Source organism: Rhizobium fabae, from assembly GCF_003985135.1.
GTDB lineage: Bacteria > Pseudomonadota > Alphaproteobacteria > Rhizobiales > Rhizobiaceae > Rhizobium > Rhizobium pisi.
Window position 1 is genome coordinate 415,473 of sequence record NZ_ML133645.1, and the last position, 17,169, is coordinate 432,641.

Annotated in this window: 19 protein-coding genes; 12 read left to right on the forward strand and 7 right to left on the reverse strand. The window is 61.6% G+C overall.

All coding sequences use genetic code 11. From position 1 onward, the window contains the following. Positions 1-3 precede the first annotated feature (3 nt). Complete coding sequence (locus tag EFB14_RS02155; protein ID WP_126822288.1) at positions 4-264, reverse strand: accessory factor UbiK family protein; 261 nt, start codon at positions 262-264, stop codon at positions 4-6. 201 nt (positions 265-465) lie between these two features. On the opposite strand from EFB14_RS02155, the gene lgt reads away from it, so the two are divergent. From lgt to EFB14_RS02185, 6 genes are all read left to right on the forward strand, one after another. Then, positions 466-1,314: a prolipoprotein diacylglyceryl transferase gene (lgt, locus tag EFB14_RS02160; protein WP_126822290.1), complete on the forward strand. Its 849-nt coding sequence runs from the start codon at positions 466-468 to the stop codon at positions 1,312-1,314. Between the two features lie 18 nt (positions 1,315-1,332). Further along, complete coding sequence (locus tag EFB14_RS02165) at positions 1,333-2,433, forward strand: class I SAM-dependent methyltransferase (protein WP_126822292.1); 1,101 nt, start codon at positions 1,333-1,335, stop codon at positions 2,431-2,433. Between the two features lie 112 nt (positions 2,434-2,545). Beyond that, complete coding sequence (pgeF, locus tag EFB14_RS02170; protein WP_126822294.1) at positions 2,546-3,340, forward strand: peptidoglycan editing factor PgeF; 795 nt, start codon at positions 2,546-2,548, stop codon at positions 3,338-3,340. A gap of 5 nt (positions 3,341-3,345) precedes the next feature. Next, a complete protein-coding gene (locus EFB14_RS02175) occupies positions 3,346-4,497 on the forward strand; it encodes a M24 family metallopeptidase (RefSeq protein ID WP_126822296.1) in 1,152 nt (383 codons plus the stop codon). 102 nt (positions 4,498-4,599) lie between these two features. Continuing rightward, positions 4,600-5,412 carry a hypothetical protein gene (locus tag EFB14_RS02180; protein WP_126822298.1) on the forward strand — a complete coding sequence of 271 codons (813 nt, stop codon included), beginning with the start codon at positions 4,600-4,602 and terminating at the stop codon, positions 5,410-5,412. Positions 5,413-5,517: 105 nt separating this feature from the next. Beyond that, positions 5,518-6,450, forward strand: a complete 933-nt coding sequence (locus EFB14_RS02185; RefSeq protein ID WP_126822300.1) for a ribose-phosphate pyrophosphokinase — start codon at positions 5,518-5,520, stop codon at positions 6,448-6,450. Between the two features lie 53 nt (positions 6,451-6,503). On the opposite strand, the gene EFB14_RS02190 is transcribed toward EFB14_RS02185, so the two are convergent. Beyond that, positions 6,504-7,532 carry an aldo/keto reductase gene (locus EFB14_RS02190; protein WP_126822302.1) on the reverse strand — a complete coding sequence of 343 codons (1,029 nt, stop codon included), beginning with the start codon at positions 7,530-7,532 and terminating at the stop codon, positions 6,504-6,506. A gap of 117 nt (positions 7,533-7,649) precedes the next feature. On the opposite strand from EFB14_RS02190, the gene EFB14_RS02195 reads away from it, so the two are divergent. Beyond that, positions 7,650-8,555, forward strand: a complete 906-nt coding sequence (locus EFB14_RS02195; RefSeq protein ID WP_126822304.1) for a LysR family transcriptional regulator — start codon at positions 7,650-7,652, stop codon at positions 8,553-8,555. Positions 8,556-8,591: 36 nt separating this feature from the next. Here EFB14_RS02195 and EFB14_RS02200 read toward each other — a convergent pair whose 3' ends face one another. Together EFB14_RS02200 and EFB14_RS02205 are read right to left on the reverse strand one after the other, a co-directional pair. Then, positions 8,592-10,052, reverse strand: coding sequence for a hypothetical protein (locus tag EFB14_RS02200; protein ID WP_126822306.1), 1,461 nt, complete (start codon positions 10,050-10,052; stop codon positions 8,592-8,594). A gap of 135 nt (positions 10,053-10,187) precedes the next feature. Further along, the gene (locus tag EFB14_RS02205) at positions 10,188-10,376 is read right to left on the reverse strand and encodes a hypothetical protein (RefSeq protein WP_126822308.1); all 189 of its coding nucleotides are present in this window, start codon (positions 10,374-10,376) and stop codon (positions 10,188-10,190) included. 289 nt (positions 10,377-10,665) lie between these two features. Here EFB14_RS02205 and EFB14_RS02210 point away from each other — a divergent pair, with 289 nt between their 5' ends. From EFB14_RS02210 to EFB14_RS02230, 5 genes are all read left to right on the forward strand, one after another. Continuing rightward, positions 10,666-11,274, forward strand: coding sequence for a 50S ribosomal protein L25/general stress protein Ctc (locus tag EFB14_RS02210; protein WP_125847302.1), 609 nt, complete (start codon positions 10,666-10,668; stop codon positions 11,272-11,274). Positions 11,275-11,460: 186 nt separating this feature from the next. Then, the gene (locus tag EFB14_RS02215; protein ID WP_126822310.1) at positions 11,461-13,812 is read left to right on the forward strand and encodes an EAL domain-containing protein; all 2,352 of its coding nucleotides are present in this window, start codon (positions 11,461-11,463) and stop codon (positions 13,810-13,812) included. Positions 13,813-13,836: 24 nt separating this feature from the next. Beyond that, positions 13,837-14,550, forward strand: a complete 714-nt coding sequence (locus tag EFB14_RS02220) for a substrate-binding periplasmic protein (RefSeq protein ID WP_125847531.1) — start codon at positions 13,837-13,839, stop codon at positions 14,548-14,550. 210 nt (positions 14,551-14,760) lie between these two features. Next, entirely contained in the window at positions 14,761-15,492 is a 732-nt protein-coding gene (gene pth, locus EFB14_RS02225) for an aminoacyl-tRNA hydrolase (RefSeq protein WP_126822312.1), read from the forward strand. Positions 15,493-15,496: 4 nt separating this feature from the next. After that, positions 15,497-15,949, forward strand: coding sequence for a GNAT family N-acetyltransferase (locus EFB14_RS02230; protein ID WP_126822314.1), 453 nt, complete (start codon positions 15,497-15,499; stop codon positions 15,947-15,949). A 30-nt stretch (positions 15,950-15,979) separates the two neighbouring features. Here the strand turns inward: EFB14_RS02230 and clpS are convergent, their stop codons facing one another. From clpS to EFB14_RS02245, 3 genes are all read right to left on the reverse strand, one after another. Beyond that, positions 15,980-16,291 carry an ATP-dependent Clp protease adapter ClpS gene (clpS, locus tag EFB14_RS02235; RefSeq protein ID WP_126822316.1) on the reverse strand — a complete coding sequence of 104 codons (312 nt, stop codon included), beginning with the start codon at positions 16,289-16,291 and terminating at the stop codon, positions 15,980-15,982. 93 nt (positions 16,292-16,384) lie between these two features. Then, on the reverse strand, positions 16,385-16,783 hold the full coding sequence (locus EFB14_RS02240) for a type II toxin-antitoxin system VapC family toxin (protein WP_126822318.1): 399 nt from the start codon (positions 16,781-16,783) through the stop codon (positions 16,385-16,387). After that, entirely contained in the window at positions 16,773-17,051 is a 279-nt protein-coding gene (locus tag EFB14_RS02245; RefSeq protein ID WP_126822320.1) for an AbrB/MazE/SpoVT family DNA-binding domain-containing protein, read from the reverse strand. Before EFB14_RS02245 ends, EFB14_RS02240 begins: the two co-directional genes overlap by 11 nt. Between the last annotated feature and the right edge of the window lie 118 nt (positions 17,052-17,169).

The window sequence follows — 17,169 nt, forward strand, 5'->3', positions numbered from 1 at the left end:
TGTTTAGTGGCTTTCGCCGGCAAGCTTTGCCTCGAGCGCCGCGATGCGGGCGGCAAGCGCCTCGTTTTCGTCGCGCGCCTTGATCGCCATCTCGCGCACGGCTTCGAACTCCTCGCGCTTGACGATGTCCATGCTATTCAGCCAACGCTCGGCCTGGGCGTTGAAGGCGGTCTCAATCTCCTTGCGGACGCCCTGGGCGGCACCGGCCGCATCGGTCATCAGCTTGGCGAATTCGTCCATGATACGGTTCGTTCCGGTCGTCATGGCGTTTTTCTCCCTTGGCATGAGGTGAATTCAGCCCTTTGGGGCCTCGGCAATTGAGGTAGGGCTTCGCCACCCGCGATGCAAGCGCTTTACGCGGGATAGGGCCGTGTGGGCGACCGCCAAAGAGCGATCACGAACAATGGACTTGACCGTCCGGGATCGCGGCGGCATGTTCCGCGCAACAAAACAGGTGGGAAAACCTTGCCGACAGCAGCCAATCTCCTTGCCATCATGCCTTTTCCGGATATCGATCCGATCGCCTTTTCGATCGGTCCGCTGGCGATTCACTGGTACGGTCTGGCTTATGTCGCCGGCATCCTGCTCGGCTGGGCCTACGCGCGCCGCATCGCCGCCAATGACAGTCTTTGGCCCGGCAATGCCTCGCCGATATCGCGCACACAGCTCGATGATTTCATCGTCTGGGCGGCCCTCGGCGTCGTCCTCGGCGGCCGCCTCGGCTATATTTTCTTCTATGACCTCGCCGCTGTCCTGCACAACCCCATCCGCGCGATCGAGATCTGGAACGGCGGCATGTCCTTCCACGGCGGCCTGACCGGCACGACGATCGCCATGATCATCTTTGCCCGCCGCAATGCCATTCCGATCTGGAGCCTGTTCGACATCGTCGCGACAGTCGTTCCCGTCGGCCTGTTCTTCGGCCGTATCGCCAATTTCATCAATGGCGAGCTCTGGGGCCGGCTGACCGACGTGGCCTGGGCCGTGGTCTTTCCGACCGGCGGCCCCTTCGCCCGCCATCCGAGCCAGCTTTACGAGGCCGGCCTCGAAGGCATCGTCCTGCTCCTGGTGTTGGCCGCTTTCGTCTATGGCATGCGCGCGCTGAAAAGCCCCGGCTTCGTCACCGGCGTCTTCGTTTGCGGCTATGCGCTGTCGCGCATCTTTGTCGAATTCTTCCGCGAGCCCGACGCCCAGCTCGGCTACCTCCTCGGCACGAACTGGCTGACCATGGGCATGGTGCTTTCTTCTCCGATGATCCTGCTCGGCCTGTGGGCGATGCTGAGGGCTCGCCGTCAGGCTGCGCTGCAGCTCTGAAACGGCAGGACGCGCGACATGACCACCGCATTAAGCGAAAAGATCAAGGCGATCATCCAGGCCAACGGCCCGATCAGCGTCACCGATTATTTCTCGCTCTGCCTCGCCGATCCCGAACACGGCTATTACCGCACCCGCGAGCCATTCGGCCGCTCCGGCGATTTCGTCACTGCGCCTGAGGTCAGCCAGATCTTCGGCGAGATGATCGGCGTCTTCTTCGTCCATGCCTGGCAGCGCCACGGCACGCCCGCGGGCGTGCGCCTCGTCGAGATCGGCCCCGGCCGCGGAACGATGATGGGTGATATGCTGCGCGTCATCGCCCGCATCGCCCCGCCGCTTTTCGACGCCATGACCGTGCATCTGGTCGAAACCAGCGAACGCCTGCGCGATGTCCAGAACCATACGCTCGAGGATTACGGTGACAAGATCGCCTGGCACAACGGTTTCGATGAAGTGCCATCGGGCTTCACGCTGATCGCCGCCAACGAGCTGTTCGACGCGATCCCGATCCGCCAGTTCGTCCGCACGCAGACGGGTTTCCGCGAGCGCATGGTCGGGCTCGATGCCAATGGCGAGCTGACCTTCGCCGCCGGCGTCGCCGGCCTCGATCCCACGCTTCTCCCGGAACCGGTGCAGAACCTGCCACTTGGCACGCTCTTTGAGATTTCGCCGGCCCGCCAGGCGGTGATGATGGCGATTTGCGATCGGCTGCGCGCCTTCGGCGGCACGGCGCTCGCCATTGATTACGGCCATCTCGTCACCGGCTTCGGCGATACGCTGCAGGCCGTGCGCATGCACGAATTCGACCCGCCGCTCGCCCATCCCGGCGAAGCCGACCTGACGAGCCATGTCGATTTCCAGCAGCTCGCCGAAACCGCGCTCTCGGCCGGCATCCATCTGAACGGCGCCCTGCATCAGGGCGACTTCCTGACCGGTCTCGGCATCCTGGAACGCGCCGCCGCCCTCGGCCGTGACCGCGAGCCGCAGACCCAGCAGGTCATCCAGACCGCGGTCGACAGGCTCGCCGGCGCCGGTGAAGGCCGGATGGGCGAACTGTTCAAGGTCATGGCCGTCTCTTATCCCCCCGTCGATCTCATGCCCTTTCGTCCGGTGGATTGACATGGCGCACGCGCCTGAGCCAACATCCCGCGCGAAACGGCAACTTGAAGCGCGCCGCCCGGGCGATGCCCTTGGGAACATGACAACCCCTTCGAAAACTCGGGAATCGCAGATGCAGCACGTGGCCTCTCCAGCACCGATCGAAAGCGCACTGCTGAACGAAGTGGCGGACGGCGCCATCCGCCACGGTTATTTCACCCGCGCCGGGGGCGTTTCCAAAGGCATCTATCGCGGCCTCAATGTCGGCCTCAGCTCCAGCGACGAGCGTGAAAACGTCATCGAAAACCGCCGCCGCGTCGCCGCCTGGTTCGGCCTGCCGCTCGAGCGGCTGGCAACCGTGCATCAGGTCCACTCGCCCGATGTCGTGACGGTCGGCGCCGATTACGACGGCGCCCGCCCGGATGCGGATGCGTTGGTGACGGCAGTACCCGGCATTGCGCTCGGCGTGCTCGCGGCCGATTGCGGCCCGATCCTTTTTGCCGATCCCGACAACCGCGTTATCGGCGCTGCCCATGCCGGCTGGAAGGGCGCACTGACCGGCGTCATCGAAAACACGGTCGCCGCCATGGAAGCCCTGGGTGCTGACCGCGGCAGCATCATTGCCTGCCTCGGCCCCTCGATCAGCCAAGCAAGCTATGAGGTCGGCCCGGAATTTGTCGATCGTTTCATCACCGAAAACCCGGATCACCAGCGTTTCTTCGTGCCTTCCTCAACATCAGGCCACGCCATGTTCGATCTGCCGGCGCTGACCGTCGACCGTCTGACCCGGGCCGGCGTGCGCGCCGAGAGCCTCGGTCTCTGCACCTATCCGGACAGCGAGCGTTTCTTTTCCTACCGCAGGACGACACATCTGAAGGAGCCGGACTACGGCCGTCAGATTTCAGCGATATCAATCAGGGAGAATTGAGCAGAATGGCACTGCACTTCGAAAAGGCCGAGTTCGCAAGCCGGCTTGCGCGCCTCACCGAAAAGATGAAGGAAGAAAAACTCGACGCCCTGCTGCTCTTCGCTCAGGAAAGCATGTACTGGCTGACAGGCTACGACACCTTCGGCTATTGCTTCTTCCAGACGCTGATCGTCAAGAGCGACGGCACCATGGCGCTGCTCACCCGCTCGGCCGATCTTCGCCAGGCCAAGCACACCTCGATCCTCGAGGACATCAACGTCTGGGTCGACAGGATCAATGCCGATCCGACCCTCGACCTGAAGAACCTCCTGGTCGAGATGGATCTGCTCGGCACCCGCATCGGCGTCGAATATGATACGCACGGCATGACGGGCCGCGTCGCCCGCCTGCTCGACGCGCAGCTGGCCACCTTCGGCCAGATCGTCGACGCCTCCTATCTCGTCAGCCGCCTGCGCCTCGTCAAGAGCCCGACGGAGGTCGCCTATGTCGAGCGCGCCGCCGTTCTCGCCGACGATGCGCTCGATGCCGCGATTCGGCTGACGAAGCCCGGCGCCGACGAGGCCGATATCCTCGCCGCCATGCAGGGCGCGATCTTTTCCGGCGGCGGCGACTATCCCGCCAACGAAATGATCATCGGCTCCAGCGCCGACGCCCTGCTCTGCCGCTACAAGGCCGGCCGCCGCAAGCTCGACGCCAACGACCAGCTGACGCTCGAATGGGCCGGCACTTACGCGCATTATCATGCCGCCATGATGCGCACGATCGTCATCGGCGAACCGATGCAGCGCCACCGCGAGCTCTACAACGCCTGCCGCGAGACGATCGAGGCGATCGAGACCGTGCTGAAGCCCGGCCATACTTTCGGCGACGTCTTCGACATGCACGCCCGGATCATGGACGATCGCGGCCTTGCCCGCCACCGGCTGAATGCCTGCGGCTATTCGCTCGGCGCCCGCTTCTCTCCCTCCTGGATGGAGCATCAGATGTTCCACGTCGGCAACCCGCAGCCGATCGAGCCTAATATGTCGCTCTTCGTGCACATGATCATCGCCGATTCCGATACGGGCACCGCGATGACGCTCGGCCAGACCTATCTGACGACGCCGGATGCGCCGCGTACGCTTTCGCGCCACTCCCTCGATTTCATCGGCCTCTAAAGGCCGGGATTGACCGGTGAGAATCCGGAATTGACAGAAGACCATCCCCGCCCGCATAAATTCGGGCGGGGCTGACGCGATTGTGGGAAGGACGGACAAGGGATGACGCGAGCTGCGATTGTGCCCACGCTCCTGGTCGTCACGGCTCTGCTGACAGCCTGCAATACCACCGATGCGCTGACGCCGCAGGTCGATATCGGCGATTCCTCGGACGCTAGGCCGTCGAGCCCGGTGACGCAGAGCGAAGCCGAGCGTCTGGCCGGCACACGCCAGCAGGTCTTCGCCGGAAGCCCGCAGCAGGGCGGCTACCACCCGGCCTATGATCAATCGCAACGGGCCTATCGGCCGGGTTCCGGCGCTCCTCCGACGACGATGCAGGCACAAGCCGACGCCCTGTCGAGGAACGGTTCCTCGCCCGCAGCCTCCACCCCGATCGAGGGACAGTCGCTGCCGCCGCCGGCCGCTGGCGGCGAGGCTGCCGCGCAGCCGGCCGAAGTGCAACAGCCGCAACAGACCGCCGCTCTCAATGCCGGCCCCTCCTCCGCCCGCGGCAATACCGTGCGCTTCCTGCCGATCATCGGCGCGCCGGTGCAGGCGGTGACGCCGCTCTCGCGCCAGCTCGGCGCCGAGGCGCGCGCGCACGGCCTCTCCATCAAGAGTTCGAACGATGCGAGCAGCGACTACATCCTCAAAGGCTATCTCTCCGCCTTCAGCGACGACGGCAAGGTCACCGTGGTCTATGTCTGGGACATTCTCGACAATGGCGGCGCCCGCCTGCACCGCATCCAGGGGCAGGAAAGCGTGCCGACGGCCGCGGCCGATCCCTGGGCAGGCGTTCCGGCTTCGGTGATGCAGCAGATCGGCTCGAAGACCATCGCGGAATTCTCGTCCTGGCGGCAGACTCAAGGCGGTTAGCCACAAACTTTTTGCAAATATGGACCTCTGTGGCGCCTTTGCCCTTGCATTCACGGGGAAGCTGACTAATAAGCGCGGCTATCAGCGCATAACAGGCGGACCAAAATGAAGGTTTTCGCAGGCAATTCGAACCGGCAACTCGCCGAAGCGATCTGCAACTATCTCAATGTTCCCTTGGGGAGAGCCAGTGTCCGAAGGTTTGCCGATCAGGAAATCTTCGTGGAAATCCAGGAAAATGTCCGCGGTGAGGACGTTTTCCTCGTACAGCCGACCGCCTTTCCCGCGAACGACCACCTGATGGAACTGCTGATCATGATCGACGCAATGCGTCGTTCGTCAGCCCGCCGCATCACCGCCGTCCTCCCCTATTTCGGTTATGCCCGTCAGGACCGCCGTGCCTCCGGCCGCACGCCGATCTCCGCCAAACTGGTCGCAAACCTCATTACCGAAGCCGGCGCCGATCGCGTCATGACGCTCGATCTCCACGCAGGTCAGATCCAGGGCTTCTTCGATATACCCACAGACAACCTCTTCGCCCTGCCGGTGCTGACGCGCGACATCAAGAGCCACTACGACCTCAGCAACGTCGTGGTCGTCTCGCCTGACGTCGGCGGCGTGGTGCGCGCCCGCGCGCTTGCCAAACGGCTGGACTGTCTGCTGGCCATCGTCGATAAGCGTCGCGATCGGCCAGGTGAATCCGAAGTCATGAACATCATCGGCGACATTGCAGGCAAGGACTGCCTGCTGATCGACGATATCGTCGATTCCGGCGGCACGCTCTGCAACGCTGCCGACGCGATGCTCGCCAAGGGCGCCTCCAGCGTCACCGCCTACATCACCCATGGCGTTCTCTCGGGCGGCGCAGTCACCCGCGTTACGTCCTCGAAGCTGCGCGAACTCGTCATCACCGACTCGATCCAGCCGACGACGGCCGTGCTCTCGGCGCACAATATCCGCATCGTGACGACAGCGCCGCTGATCGGCGAAGCCATCAGCCGTACGGCCCAGGAAGAATCCGTCTCCAGCCTTTTCGACTGAAGGGCCAGCTCCGCCGTGAATTGCCACGACGGAGAGATTGCTTTGCTCCCCGCTCAGCGGCCGAAAGCCGTCTTCTGCTGCTGATCGACGAGATTGTCGATGAACCAGTTCGGATAGACCGGCGCAGGCTCGGTTGCCGCATCGAGCGCTGCAAGTTCGCCTTCATCGAGCACCAACTCGGCTGCGCCGAGATTGTCGGCCAATTGGTGCGGTTTCGAAGCACCGAGCAGCACGCTGGAGACCGTCTTCTTCGCCAGCAGCCAGGCGATTGCCACCTGGGCGACGCTCGCCCCGTGCGCGGCGGCGATCACCCGCATGCGCTCGACCAGCGCAAAACCCCGTTCCTTGTCGAAGGGCAGGATATCGAATCCGGAATATCGGTTCTCGGGATCGCCGAGCGTTTCGCGCGTGTATTTGCCGGAGAGAAAACCGGAGGCGAGCGGGCTCCAGACCGTGAGCCCGAGGCCATAGCGCTGCATCATCGGAAGAACGTCGCGCTCGACGTCGCGGCCGAGCAGCGAATAATGCATCTGCCCGTGCGTGAAGGGCGCCAGTCCGTTCGCCTTCTGGATTTCGAGCGCTGCCGCCACCTTCCAGGCCGACCAGTTGGAAAAGCCGATATAACGCACCTTGCCGGAGCGCACGACGGCGTCGAGTGCCGAGAGCGTCTCCTCCAGCGGCGTGAACGGGTCTTCCTTGTGAACGATATAAACATCGATCCAGTCCGTTCCGAGCCGTTTCAGGCTTTCTTCGACCGACCAGAGGATATGGCGGCGAGAGAGGCCGGCCTGGCCGAGCGGCGTGCCGGTGCGGAAGCCGACCTTCGTAGCGATCACCACCTCGCTGCGCCGCGACTTCAGCACTTGCCCGAGGATCGTTTCCGACTGGCCTGAGGCATAGGCATCCGCCGTATCGAAGAAGTTGACGCCGGCGTCGAGCGCCTGCCCGACGAGCGCATCGGCGACATCGGCCTCGGTCTTGTAGATCGAGCCCATGCTGCGGTCGCCCGATGTGAAGGTCATCGCACCGAAGGCGAGCCTGGAAACGGCAAGGCCGGTTCTGCCAAGAGTGGTGTATTGCATGTCATTCTCCATCCGTTGGATTGTTGTGATCGGATGGAGGGACAATGCCTGAAAGCATTATTGCGAAAAACCCACTATGGCGATAAGCCTTATGAAGCTCAACTTCATAATCGACCCATGGCGCCCGATCCCTTCACCGGACTGACCGAATTCCTGGCCGTCGCCGACGTCAGCAGCTTTACGGCTGCCGCCGCGTCGCTCGGCGTCACGCCGACCGCTGTCAGCCAGGCGATCCGCGCCCTCGAGAAAAGGCTCGGCGTGCCCCTCTTCGTCCGCACCACGCGGCGCGTCGCGCTCACCGAAGCGGGTGCAGCGCTTTTCCAGCGGGTTCGCCCCGCTGCAGCCGACATCGCCGATGCCTTCGACATGCTGGGGGGCTTCCGTGACCGTCCGCTCGGGCATCTCAGACTCACCGTACCGCGCATGGCCGTACCTGTGATCGTCACGCCGTTGCTGCCGCGATTTCGCCAGGCCTATCCCGATATATCGGTCGAGGTTTCGGTCGACGATGCGGCGATCGACATTACCGAACACGGCTTCGATGCCGGCATCCGCATCGGCGAGGCGATCGAAAAGGACATGATCGCCATGCGGCTGACATCGGACATCACCTGGACGGTCGTCGGCTCGCCCGGCTATTTCGCGCGGCATGGCCGACCTGCGACGCCGGAGGATCTCACCCGGCATCAGGCGATCCGCTACCGCTATCCGGCATCGGGCGTCATCTACCGCTGGGAATTCGAGCGTGCCGGGCGCGACTTCTCGGTCGATGCGCCCGGCGGCCTGATGGTCAACGATTTCCTGCTGCTGCTCGAACTTGCCGAAGCAGGGCTCGGCCTTGCCTATCTGCCGGATATTTCAGTCGGCGAGGCAGTGGCGGCAGGGCGGCTCGAATGCGTGCTTCAGGCCTTTCTCCCAACCTCACCCGGCCTGTTTGCCTATTTCCCCGCCCGCTCGCAGGCGCAGCCCAAGCTGCGCGCCTTTCTCGACATGGCGTCGACGCTCCTGCGCCGCAAAGGGTGATACCTCGGCGGCGCATAGGCTCGATCCTCGGGAGAATTACGGCTGGTCCGCTTCCTTGACCACCTGTCCGTTGACGGAGATCGAACCGTCGCGGCTGATGCTGATGTCCCAGCGCGAGCGACCGTCCGCATCGGTCTTGGCGAAGCCCTTCACCATCATGATGCCGAAGGAGACCTGGTTAAGATCGGGATCCGTCTTGGCAAGCTCCTGAACCGCGGCGATCGTCTTGTCGAGATCGCGGGCAAGGATCGTCGCTTCCATCGAATAGTCCTTCTCGGCATCGACCCTTCCCTCGATCTTGCCCGTCATGTCGATGTCGTAGACATCAGACTTGGCGCTGATCTTCGGAAACTCGACGGCGAGCCGACCGTCGCGGAAGAGCTTCTTCGCCATCTCCTCGCCGCTCTTTTCCGACGTTTTGTCGTTGAAATCCATTGCCATGAAGGCGTCGCCGAAGCCTGCGAAATCCAAATTGGGAACAGCAACCTGCAGATCGAAGCTGGTCGGCATGAAGGTCGAATAGCTTGCCGGCATCAGCGGCGTATCAACGCTGATGTCCTGCGCATTCATGCCGAAGCCGAAACGCATGGCATCGGTCGGCCCGTCCATGACGACGTTATAGCCAAATGCCTTGGCGCCGCCCTTGCCCACTTCGGTGCTGACGGTCAGGTTGTTGACCCCGATCGTCTCGCTGAACGAGGCAAGAATCGGGAAGGCTTGCTTGAGTATTCCCTTTATCTTGTCGCTGTTTTCAGGGCTCAATTCCTTCTCGTCGACGTGGTCGAGAACGAAGAAGATCATGTCGCGGATCTGCTTGGCCGGCAGGCCTTTCACCTCGGCCGCGACATCGATCGAGTCGGCGCGGATTTCGACCGGCGGCGTCTGCTGGCTGGAAACCTGTTCGAAGAAGTTCGTCATCGAGCCGGTGCCGGCAAAATCGATGCGCCCATTGCCGCCTGCGCTGTCGGTCGAGCTCAGCTTCTGGTCTATGCCGGCGATGCTGGCATGGACTTCCTCGGTGTCGGATTTGCTGCTGACCTTGATGTCCTTGGCATTGAACGTGCCGGAGCGCAGATAGCTGATCGCCGGGTCGAAGACCCCAGTGTAAACAAGCGAAGCGATGGAATAGGCGAAATCCGTCGGCTTCTGGTCGGGGCCTTTGAAATGGCCGGAGACATTGAACTTGTCGTCTCCCTCGATATTCCAGAGTCCGCTGTCGAGCGGTGTGGCGAACATCGAGAGCGGCGTTAGACCGCTGATCGCGAATGATGCGGGATCGGCTTTGCCAAGCAGCTTCGCCAGATCGTAAATGATCTCGTAGCGCGCACCGGCCGGATTGACGGTGATCAGGCCGCTCTTCGCCAGATCCTCCGGAAGCAGCTTCGTCAGAGTGTCCTTGACCGCATTGGCGCCGTCCTGGTTGATCTCGACGCTCTGCGCCGTGGTGACAAGGCAAAGTGCCAGCAAGCTCGTTGCCGTGACAAGTTTAAGACGCATAGTCCGATTTCTCCTCAGCCGCTTTTGTGCGGCCATCCAAAGATGTGAAGCGCGGCGATGTCAAGCCAAGTGGCGACAGGCAATGGCGATTTTGCCGCGCGGGCGAGCAAGGATTACCGCTGATCCGCCCCTTCATCACCTGGTCGTTGACCATGACCGAGGGCTGACTGTGATCAGGCCGCTCTTCGCCAGTTCCTTCGAAAGCACCTTCGTCAGATTGTCCCTGCCCGCATTGGCGCCGTCCTGGCTGATCTCGACCGCTTCAGCCGTGGTGAAAAGACCAAGTGCCAGCGCGCACGTTGCCGTGATAAGTTTGAGACGCATATTCCCCAGCCGGTTGACAGCGGCCATCCAAAGATGGGGGGCGCTTCCGTGTCAATTTGCGCTTTGGGGAAATAACAATCTTGCCGCTCATGCGGCGGCTGTTTTCGCGGCAAATGCGCGCCGCAATCCGCAACTTGCGTTTTCGAGCGACTTATAATATAGGCCACCGGTCCGCGTAGACACCCTTGGAGGCAACGCGGATGAGGATGGGGAAACCCGCCTCCGGTTCGATGGCACAAGGCTTTCCGGCCGCCGCCGAACTCTCCAAATAACCTCGAAAGGAATAGCCATGAGCCACGAAACTTACGAGCTCAAGGCCGAGGCGCGCGAACGGGTTGGTAAGGGGTCCGCCCGTGAACTTCGCCGCAACGGTTTGATTCCCGCTGTCATCTATGGTGACAAGCAGGCCCCAATTTCTATCGCTCTCAACACCAATGAGGTGACGAAGCGCATTCATGCCGGTGGTTTCATGACCACCGTGGCGACGATCGAAGTCGACGGCAAGAAGCACAAGGTTCTGCCGAAGGACTACCAGCTCGATCCGGTCCGTGACTTCACGCTGCATGTCGATTTTCTGCGCGTCTCTGGCAACACCCAGGTGACCGTCGAAATCCCGGTTCACTTCATCAACGAAGAGAAGTCCCCGGGCATTAAGGTCGGCGGTGTGCTGAACATCGTTCGTCACGAAGTCGAAGTTCATTGCCCGGCCGATGCGATTCCGGAATTCTTCAACGTTGACCTCAACGGCAAGAAGATCGGCGACAGCATCCATATTTCGGAAGTCACCCTGCCGAAGGGCGTCACTCCGGTCATCGACCGCGACTTCACGATCGCGACCATCATTGCCCCGGCTGGCGGCATTGACGAAGCCGCTGCGGAAGGCGGAGCCGAAGCCTGATCGCTTCGACCAATTTGTAAAGCATATGGCCCGCTTTCCCCTGGAAAGCGGGCTTTTTTTGCTGCCCGGAAGGGTTGCGGTTTCAGCAACATTTAACAAATTTATGGAAGCATGCTCCGTCAGCTGCGAAGAAGCCCGCCCAACGCATGACAGCAGATAAGGCCGGCCGGGGGAGTAGACGGAACCATGAACAATTCCGTTGAGAACAGATTTTTTGCGATAGTATGTGGAGCGCTGCTCGTCTTTGTAGCTCCTCTGTTTGTTCTCTTCCTCTTTCTCTCCTCCGAACGGGCCGACAAGGAAATACGCGACCATATTTCCGTTCTTCTTGTCGCCAATGCCCAGGCGCTCGCCAAACCTCTCTGGGACCTCGACGAGGACAGCGTCACCCAGATCAGCGCCACGGTCGTTTCCCAGGGTGCAATCGTCAAGGTCGAGGTACGCGACCAGTCGGGCCAGCTCGACGTCAGCCAGTCCACCATTCCGCGCTCCTTCGACGGCAAGCTCGTGCAGGTGTCGCGCGCCATCATCTACAACACCATCGACGGTCCGAAAAACCTCGGCAGCATCAGCGTCTATTACCCGGCACTTGGCTTGTTTTCGGGCCTGAAGCAGGAAGAGGTCGTCTTCATCTCGATCTTCATCTTCGCGGTGCTGACGGTTTTCGGCACGGCGCTGATCGGCAACCGCATCTTCGTCATCCAGCCGCTGATGCGGTTGACGGCGGCGATCGAGGCGACCCGCCAGCTGGGCTCCCGCCATCATGTCGACTGGCAATCGAACGATGAGATGGGCCGGCTTGCCCGCAGTTTCAACGAGATGCAGACCAAGCTCGAAAGCGAGGAGAAGGAGCTGAAGGTCGCCCATCGCCGCGCCACCGATATCTACAACCTGACCCCCGCCATGCTCTTCTCGCTCGACGAGGAAGACCGCATCACCGCCGTCAGCGACTACTGGCTGTTCGCCACGGGTTATCATCGCGCCGCCGTCATCGGCCGCAACTTCGCCCACCTCGTCACATCAAGCACCCGCGACAGGTTCGTCAGACGCCGCGAGGCGGAGAACGGCATGGCCGTCACCGTCAAGTTCGTCTGCATGGACGGCCGCATCATGGACGTGCTCATCATGGAATCGGAAGCGGGAGCCGATGCCCAGGACCGCCTCTCGCTGTCGGTCATGACCGATGTGACCGAGCTCAAGGCCTCCGAGGACCGCAACCACCGCCAGGCGATTACCGATCACCTGACCGGGCTTCTCAATCGCCAGGGCTTCGAAGCCGTCCTCGACACCAAGATCGCCGCCGCCGACGCGGCCGGCCAGGAACTTGCCTGCCTCTTCGTCGATCTCGACCGCTTCAAGTGGATCAACGACAATATGGGCCACGCCGCCGGCGACATGGCGCTGATCGAACTCGTCGAGCGCCTGAAGAGGCATCTTGCCCCCTCCGACGAAGCGGCCCGCCTCGGCGGCGACGAATTCGCCATCCTGCTGCCGGCCAAGGACGCCGAAAAGCGCGCCGCGATGATGTGCGAGCAGATCGCCTCGATCTTCGAAACGCCCTTCGGTCCCGACATGCATCTCAGCGCTTCCGTCGGCATCGCCGTCTATCCCAGACATGCCGCGACCGCGGCCGAACTGCTGCAGAAATCCGACATGGCGATGTATGCCAAGAAACGCGACGGCAAGAACGGCGCGCAGCTCTTCGACAACGTCATGCTCGACCGCGCCCGCAGCCGCGCAGAGATCGAGGCCAATATCGAAGCCGGTCTCGTCGACAATTGGTTCGAGGCCTTCCTGCAGCCTATCGTCAACCTGAACGGCCGCAGCATTGCCGGCTTCGAGGCGCTGATGCGCCTTAACCATCCGCAAAAAGGCCTGATGCCGCCGGCCGAAATCATCAGCGTCGCCGAGGAGACGGCAAAGATCGTTCGCGTCGGCAATGTCATCATGGAAAAGGCGGTCGGCCACCTCGCGAAGATTTCCCGCATATCGGGCATGCAGGATACCTATCTCGCCATCAACTTCTCACCGCTGCAGTTCGAAGCGACCCTGCCGGCCCGCATTGCCGCCATCGTCGGTCGTCACGGCATCCGCCCTGAGCGGATCGTCGTCGAGATCACCGAAGCCGTGCTGATGCACGACAACCCGCAGATCCGCATGATCGTCACCGAGCTTCGCCGTTTCGGCTGCCGGATTGCTCTCGACGACTTCGGCACCGGCTATTCCTCGCTGAGCTACCTCAACCGTTTCCCCGTCGATATCATCAAGATCGACCAGTCCTTCACCCGCGCGATCAACGACGGCGACGACGATGTGCGCCAGAAGAGCCGCATGCTGATTGAAGGCATCACCACGCTTTCCCACAAGATGAATTGCACCGTTATCGCCGAGGGCATCGAGACCGAAGAGGAATGCCGCACGCTCCACCAGATGGGGCTTGACTACGGCCAGGGCTACCTCTTCCATCGTCCGCAGCATGCGGCCAAGCTCATCGAGGAATTGGTGGCTCCGCAATCCAACGTCGCACGCGCCTCGTGAACGAAGACCCAAGGAGATGATATGATGAAAAGACTCCTGCTTCTCGCCTGCCTGGCTCTGCCATGCGCCGCCCATGCGCAGACGGTGGCCTTCACCACCGAGGATTATGCCCCCTTCAACTATCGGGAAGGCAAGGAAATCAAGGGCGCGACCGTCGAGCAGGTCGAAAAGGTGATGGCCGCGATCGGTGTCGATTATACGCTCGAGGTCATGCCCTGGGCGCGCGCCTATGGCCTTGCCCGCACGGCACCGATGACCTGCGTCTTTGCGACCGCCCACAACAGCGCGCGCGACCCACTGTTCAAATGGATCGAGCCGCTGCTCATCGACCGCAACATCCTGATCACCCGCAAGGGCTCGGGGGTCACCGCCGCCAATCTGGACGAGGCGAAGAAATATACGATCGGTACCCAGCGCGAGGATTATACCGAAACGATCCTGAAGGATAAGGGCTTCACCAAACTCGATGTCGCCAGCGACTTCAACGCCACGCTGCGCAAGCTGCTGAACGGGCGCATCGACATGATGCCGATCTCCGAACTCTATTTCGACAAGCTGAAGGCCGACCAGCCGGTGGAGATGGTGACCGTGCTGTCCGCCCAGCCGATGGGCATCGCCTGTGAGAAGAGCTTTCCGGACGATCTGCGCGCCAAGATGCAGGCCGCCCTCGACAAGCTGATTGCCGATGGCGACCAGAAACAGATCTACCTGAAATACGGCATGAATCTCGCCGACTGACCCTGTCTGGGTGACCTTGGCCGGCAGACCTCTGCCCTTTCCGCTTGACTTTGCTTTCGTTTCCGGGTGGTGAACTCTGGAAAGCTCCAACGTGCGTCACGATCTTTCAGATTCGCTTGCCGCGCTTTAGGTCTCTGATTTCTGGCATGTCGTGATCGCAAAACCGCTGCACACTTTTGCGCGACATGCTCAAGCGAGGAAAGACAGGCCATGCTGATCATCGCGGGTCTCGGCAATCCCGGCGGCAAATACGCCGGCAACCGCCACAATATCGGCTTCATGGCCGTCGATGCCATCCATCGGCGCCACAGCTTCTCGCCCTGGTCGAAGAAGTTCCGGGCCGAGATTGCCGAAGGAGAGATTGCCGGCGAGAAGGTGCTGCTGATCAAGCCGCAGACCTTCATGAACCTCTCCGGCGAGTCCGTCGGCGAGGCCATGCGCTTCTACAAACTCCAGCCCGGCGACCTTGTCGCGATCTACGACGAGCTCGACCTGCTCCCGGGCAAGGCGCGGCTGAAGACCGGCGGCGGCCATGGCGGCCATAACGGCATCAAGTCTCTGGACGCCCATTGCGGCAAGGAATACCGGCGGCTGCGCCTCGGCATCGGCCATCCCGGCGTCAAGGAAATGGTGCAGAACCATGTGCTCGGCGATTTCGCCAAGGCTGACAAGGTCTGGCTGGAGCCGCTTCTCGACGCGCTTGCCGACAATGCCGACATGCTGGTGCGAAACGAGGATTCGCAGCTGATGAACAAGATCGCGCTGGCGCTCGGCGGCAAGGCCGAAGAGGAAAAGCCGCGGAAGGAAGATAAAGGCAGCGATAAGAAGCCGGCCGGCCAGTCGCATATCCGCCAGGCCCGCAACAGCAACCAGCCGAAGCTTCCGGCCACCGGGCCGATGGCCGACATGTTGAAGAAGATGTTCGGCGGCAAGGGAGACTGAGCCGGTGCCGGACCAGGATTTCACCATCCGTCCCGCCGCTGCCGGCGATCTCTTGGGGCTGACCGTCCTCTACCACCATCTGAATCCGACCGACCCCATTCTCGACGGGACTGTGGCCGAGGAACGTTTCTCCGCCATCCTGGCCCAGCCCGGAATGACGGTATTCATCGGCTTTGCAGGCGATCTTGCCGCCGCCACCGTCACGCTGATCGTCGTGCCGAACCTGACGCGGAGCGGCGCCTCCTATGCGCTCATGGAAAACGTCGTCACTCATGCCGATCATCGCAAGCGCGGTTATGCCCGCGCCGTTATCGGCCATGCGGTGGAGCAGGCCTGGAAAGTTGGCTGCTACAAGGTGATGCTGCTCACCGGCTCCAAGAACCCGGCGACGCTACGCTTCTATGAGAATTGCGGTTTTGCCCAAGACAAGACCGGCTACCAGATCCGCCGGCTCTGAACCCATCTTAGAGGCGCCCCCGGAAAGCGCCTACTCCTCGGGCTCGGTGGTGAACATCAGCGGGAAGCCCATCTCCTTGGCAAGGTCGATGCCCTCCTTGGCCTTGGTCTCGGCAATATCCCTGGCGCAGACCACAACCACGCAGCAACCGAGCTTGTGCGCCGTCATCATCACCCGATAGCCGGTCTCCTCGCTCATGCGGAAGACGACCTTCAGGATCACGATGACGAATTCACGCGGCGTATAATCGTCGTTGACGAGGATGACCTTGTAGAGCTTCGGCTTATCCAGCGTCGGCTTCACCTTGGTCTTCGGTTTCAGGACAACGTCATTGTCACTCATCGGAAAATCCACCCGTTGATGACATGAAAAGGCGGAAGAAAAATCCGCAGGAACATATTGCACCGTCAGCACGGCAGTTCAATGACGTTAATCTCACTCTGCGGACAATAGAAGGCAATCTCGCCCAGCTTTTTCGAGGATCGCGACAGCCTTCCTGTCGAAGGTCGCGAATATTTCGCCGCCGAGCCTGCGACCTTCGAAGACGATGATGCCATCGGCGAAGTCCCCGCCGGCATCGAGAAAAGATAGTCCGGCTTCGACGGCAACTCTGTCGTAGACAACCTTCCTGTCTGATATCAGCAGTCGGATGGCCGCTGATATCTCGGAAGCGCTCTTGCGATAGATCCGGCCTACGACCCAGACGAATTCGCAAAACGTTAGATTGGAAACGAATAGCCGTTCGGCCTCGCGCATGAATGCCCTTGCGCGCTCAGTTTGGATAGGATCGTCGTCCACGGCCGCGCGCACGAGCACATTCGTGTCAACGATCATCGCCGATGCCGATCTCGCCTGCCCAACCCGCCTTTATGGCCTCGTCGATCTCCTCAAGAGTCGCATGGATATTTTCTTTGTTGTCCAGACTTCCGAAGAAGCTTTCCATCGAACCTGCGACCGGCCGCCTTTCCACGGCGACGACCTCGATTTTGCCGCCAGGCAGGAGATCGACATCGATCTTGTCGCCGGGCCTGACCCCGAGGTGCTGAAGCACCTCCTTTTTCAGGGTAACCTGCCCCTTTGCCGTCACCGTGAGAGTTGACATGTTCCAGATATCCTTTGCTCTAAAGGTAAGGTTATATCGCCTTACTTTCAAGCCAAGCGTTGCTGGATTTTCAATTCATGTTGCTCACCCTTGACCCAGGACGGTCATTACCGCATAG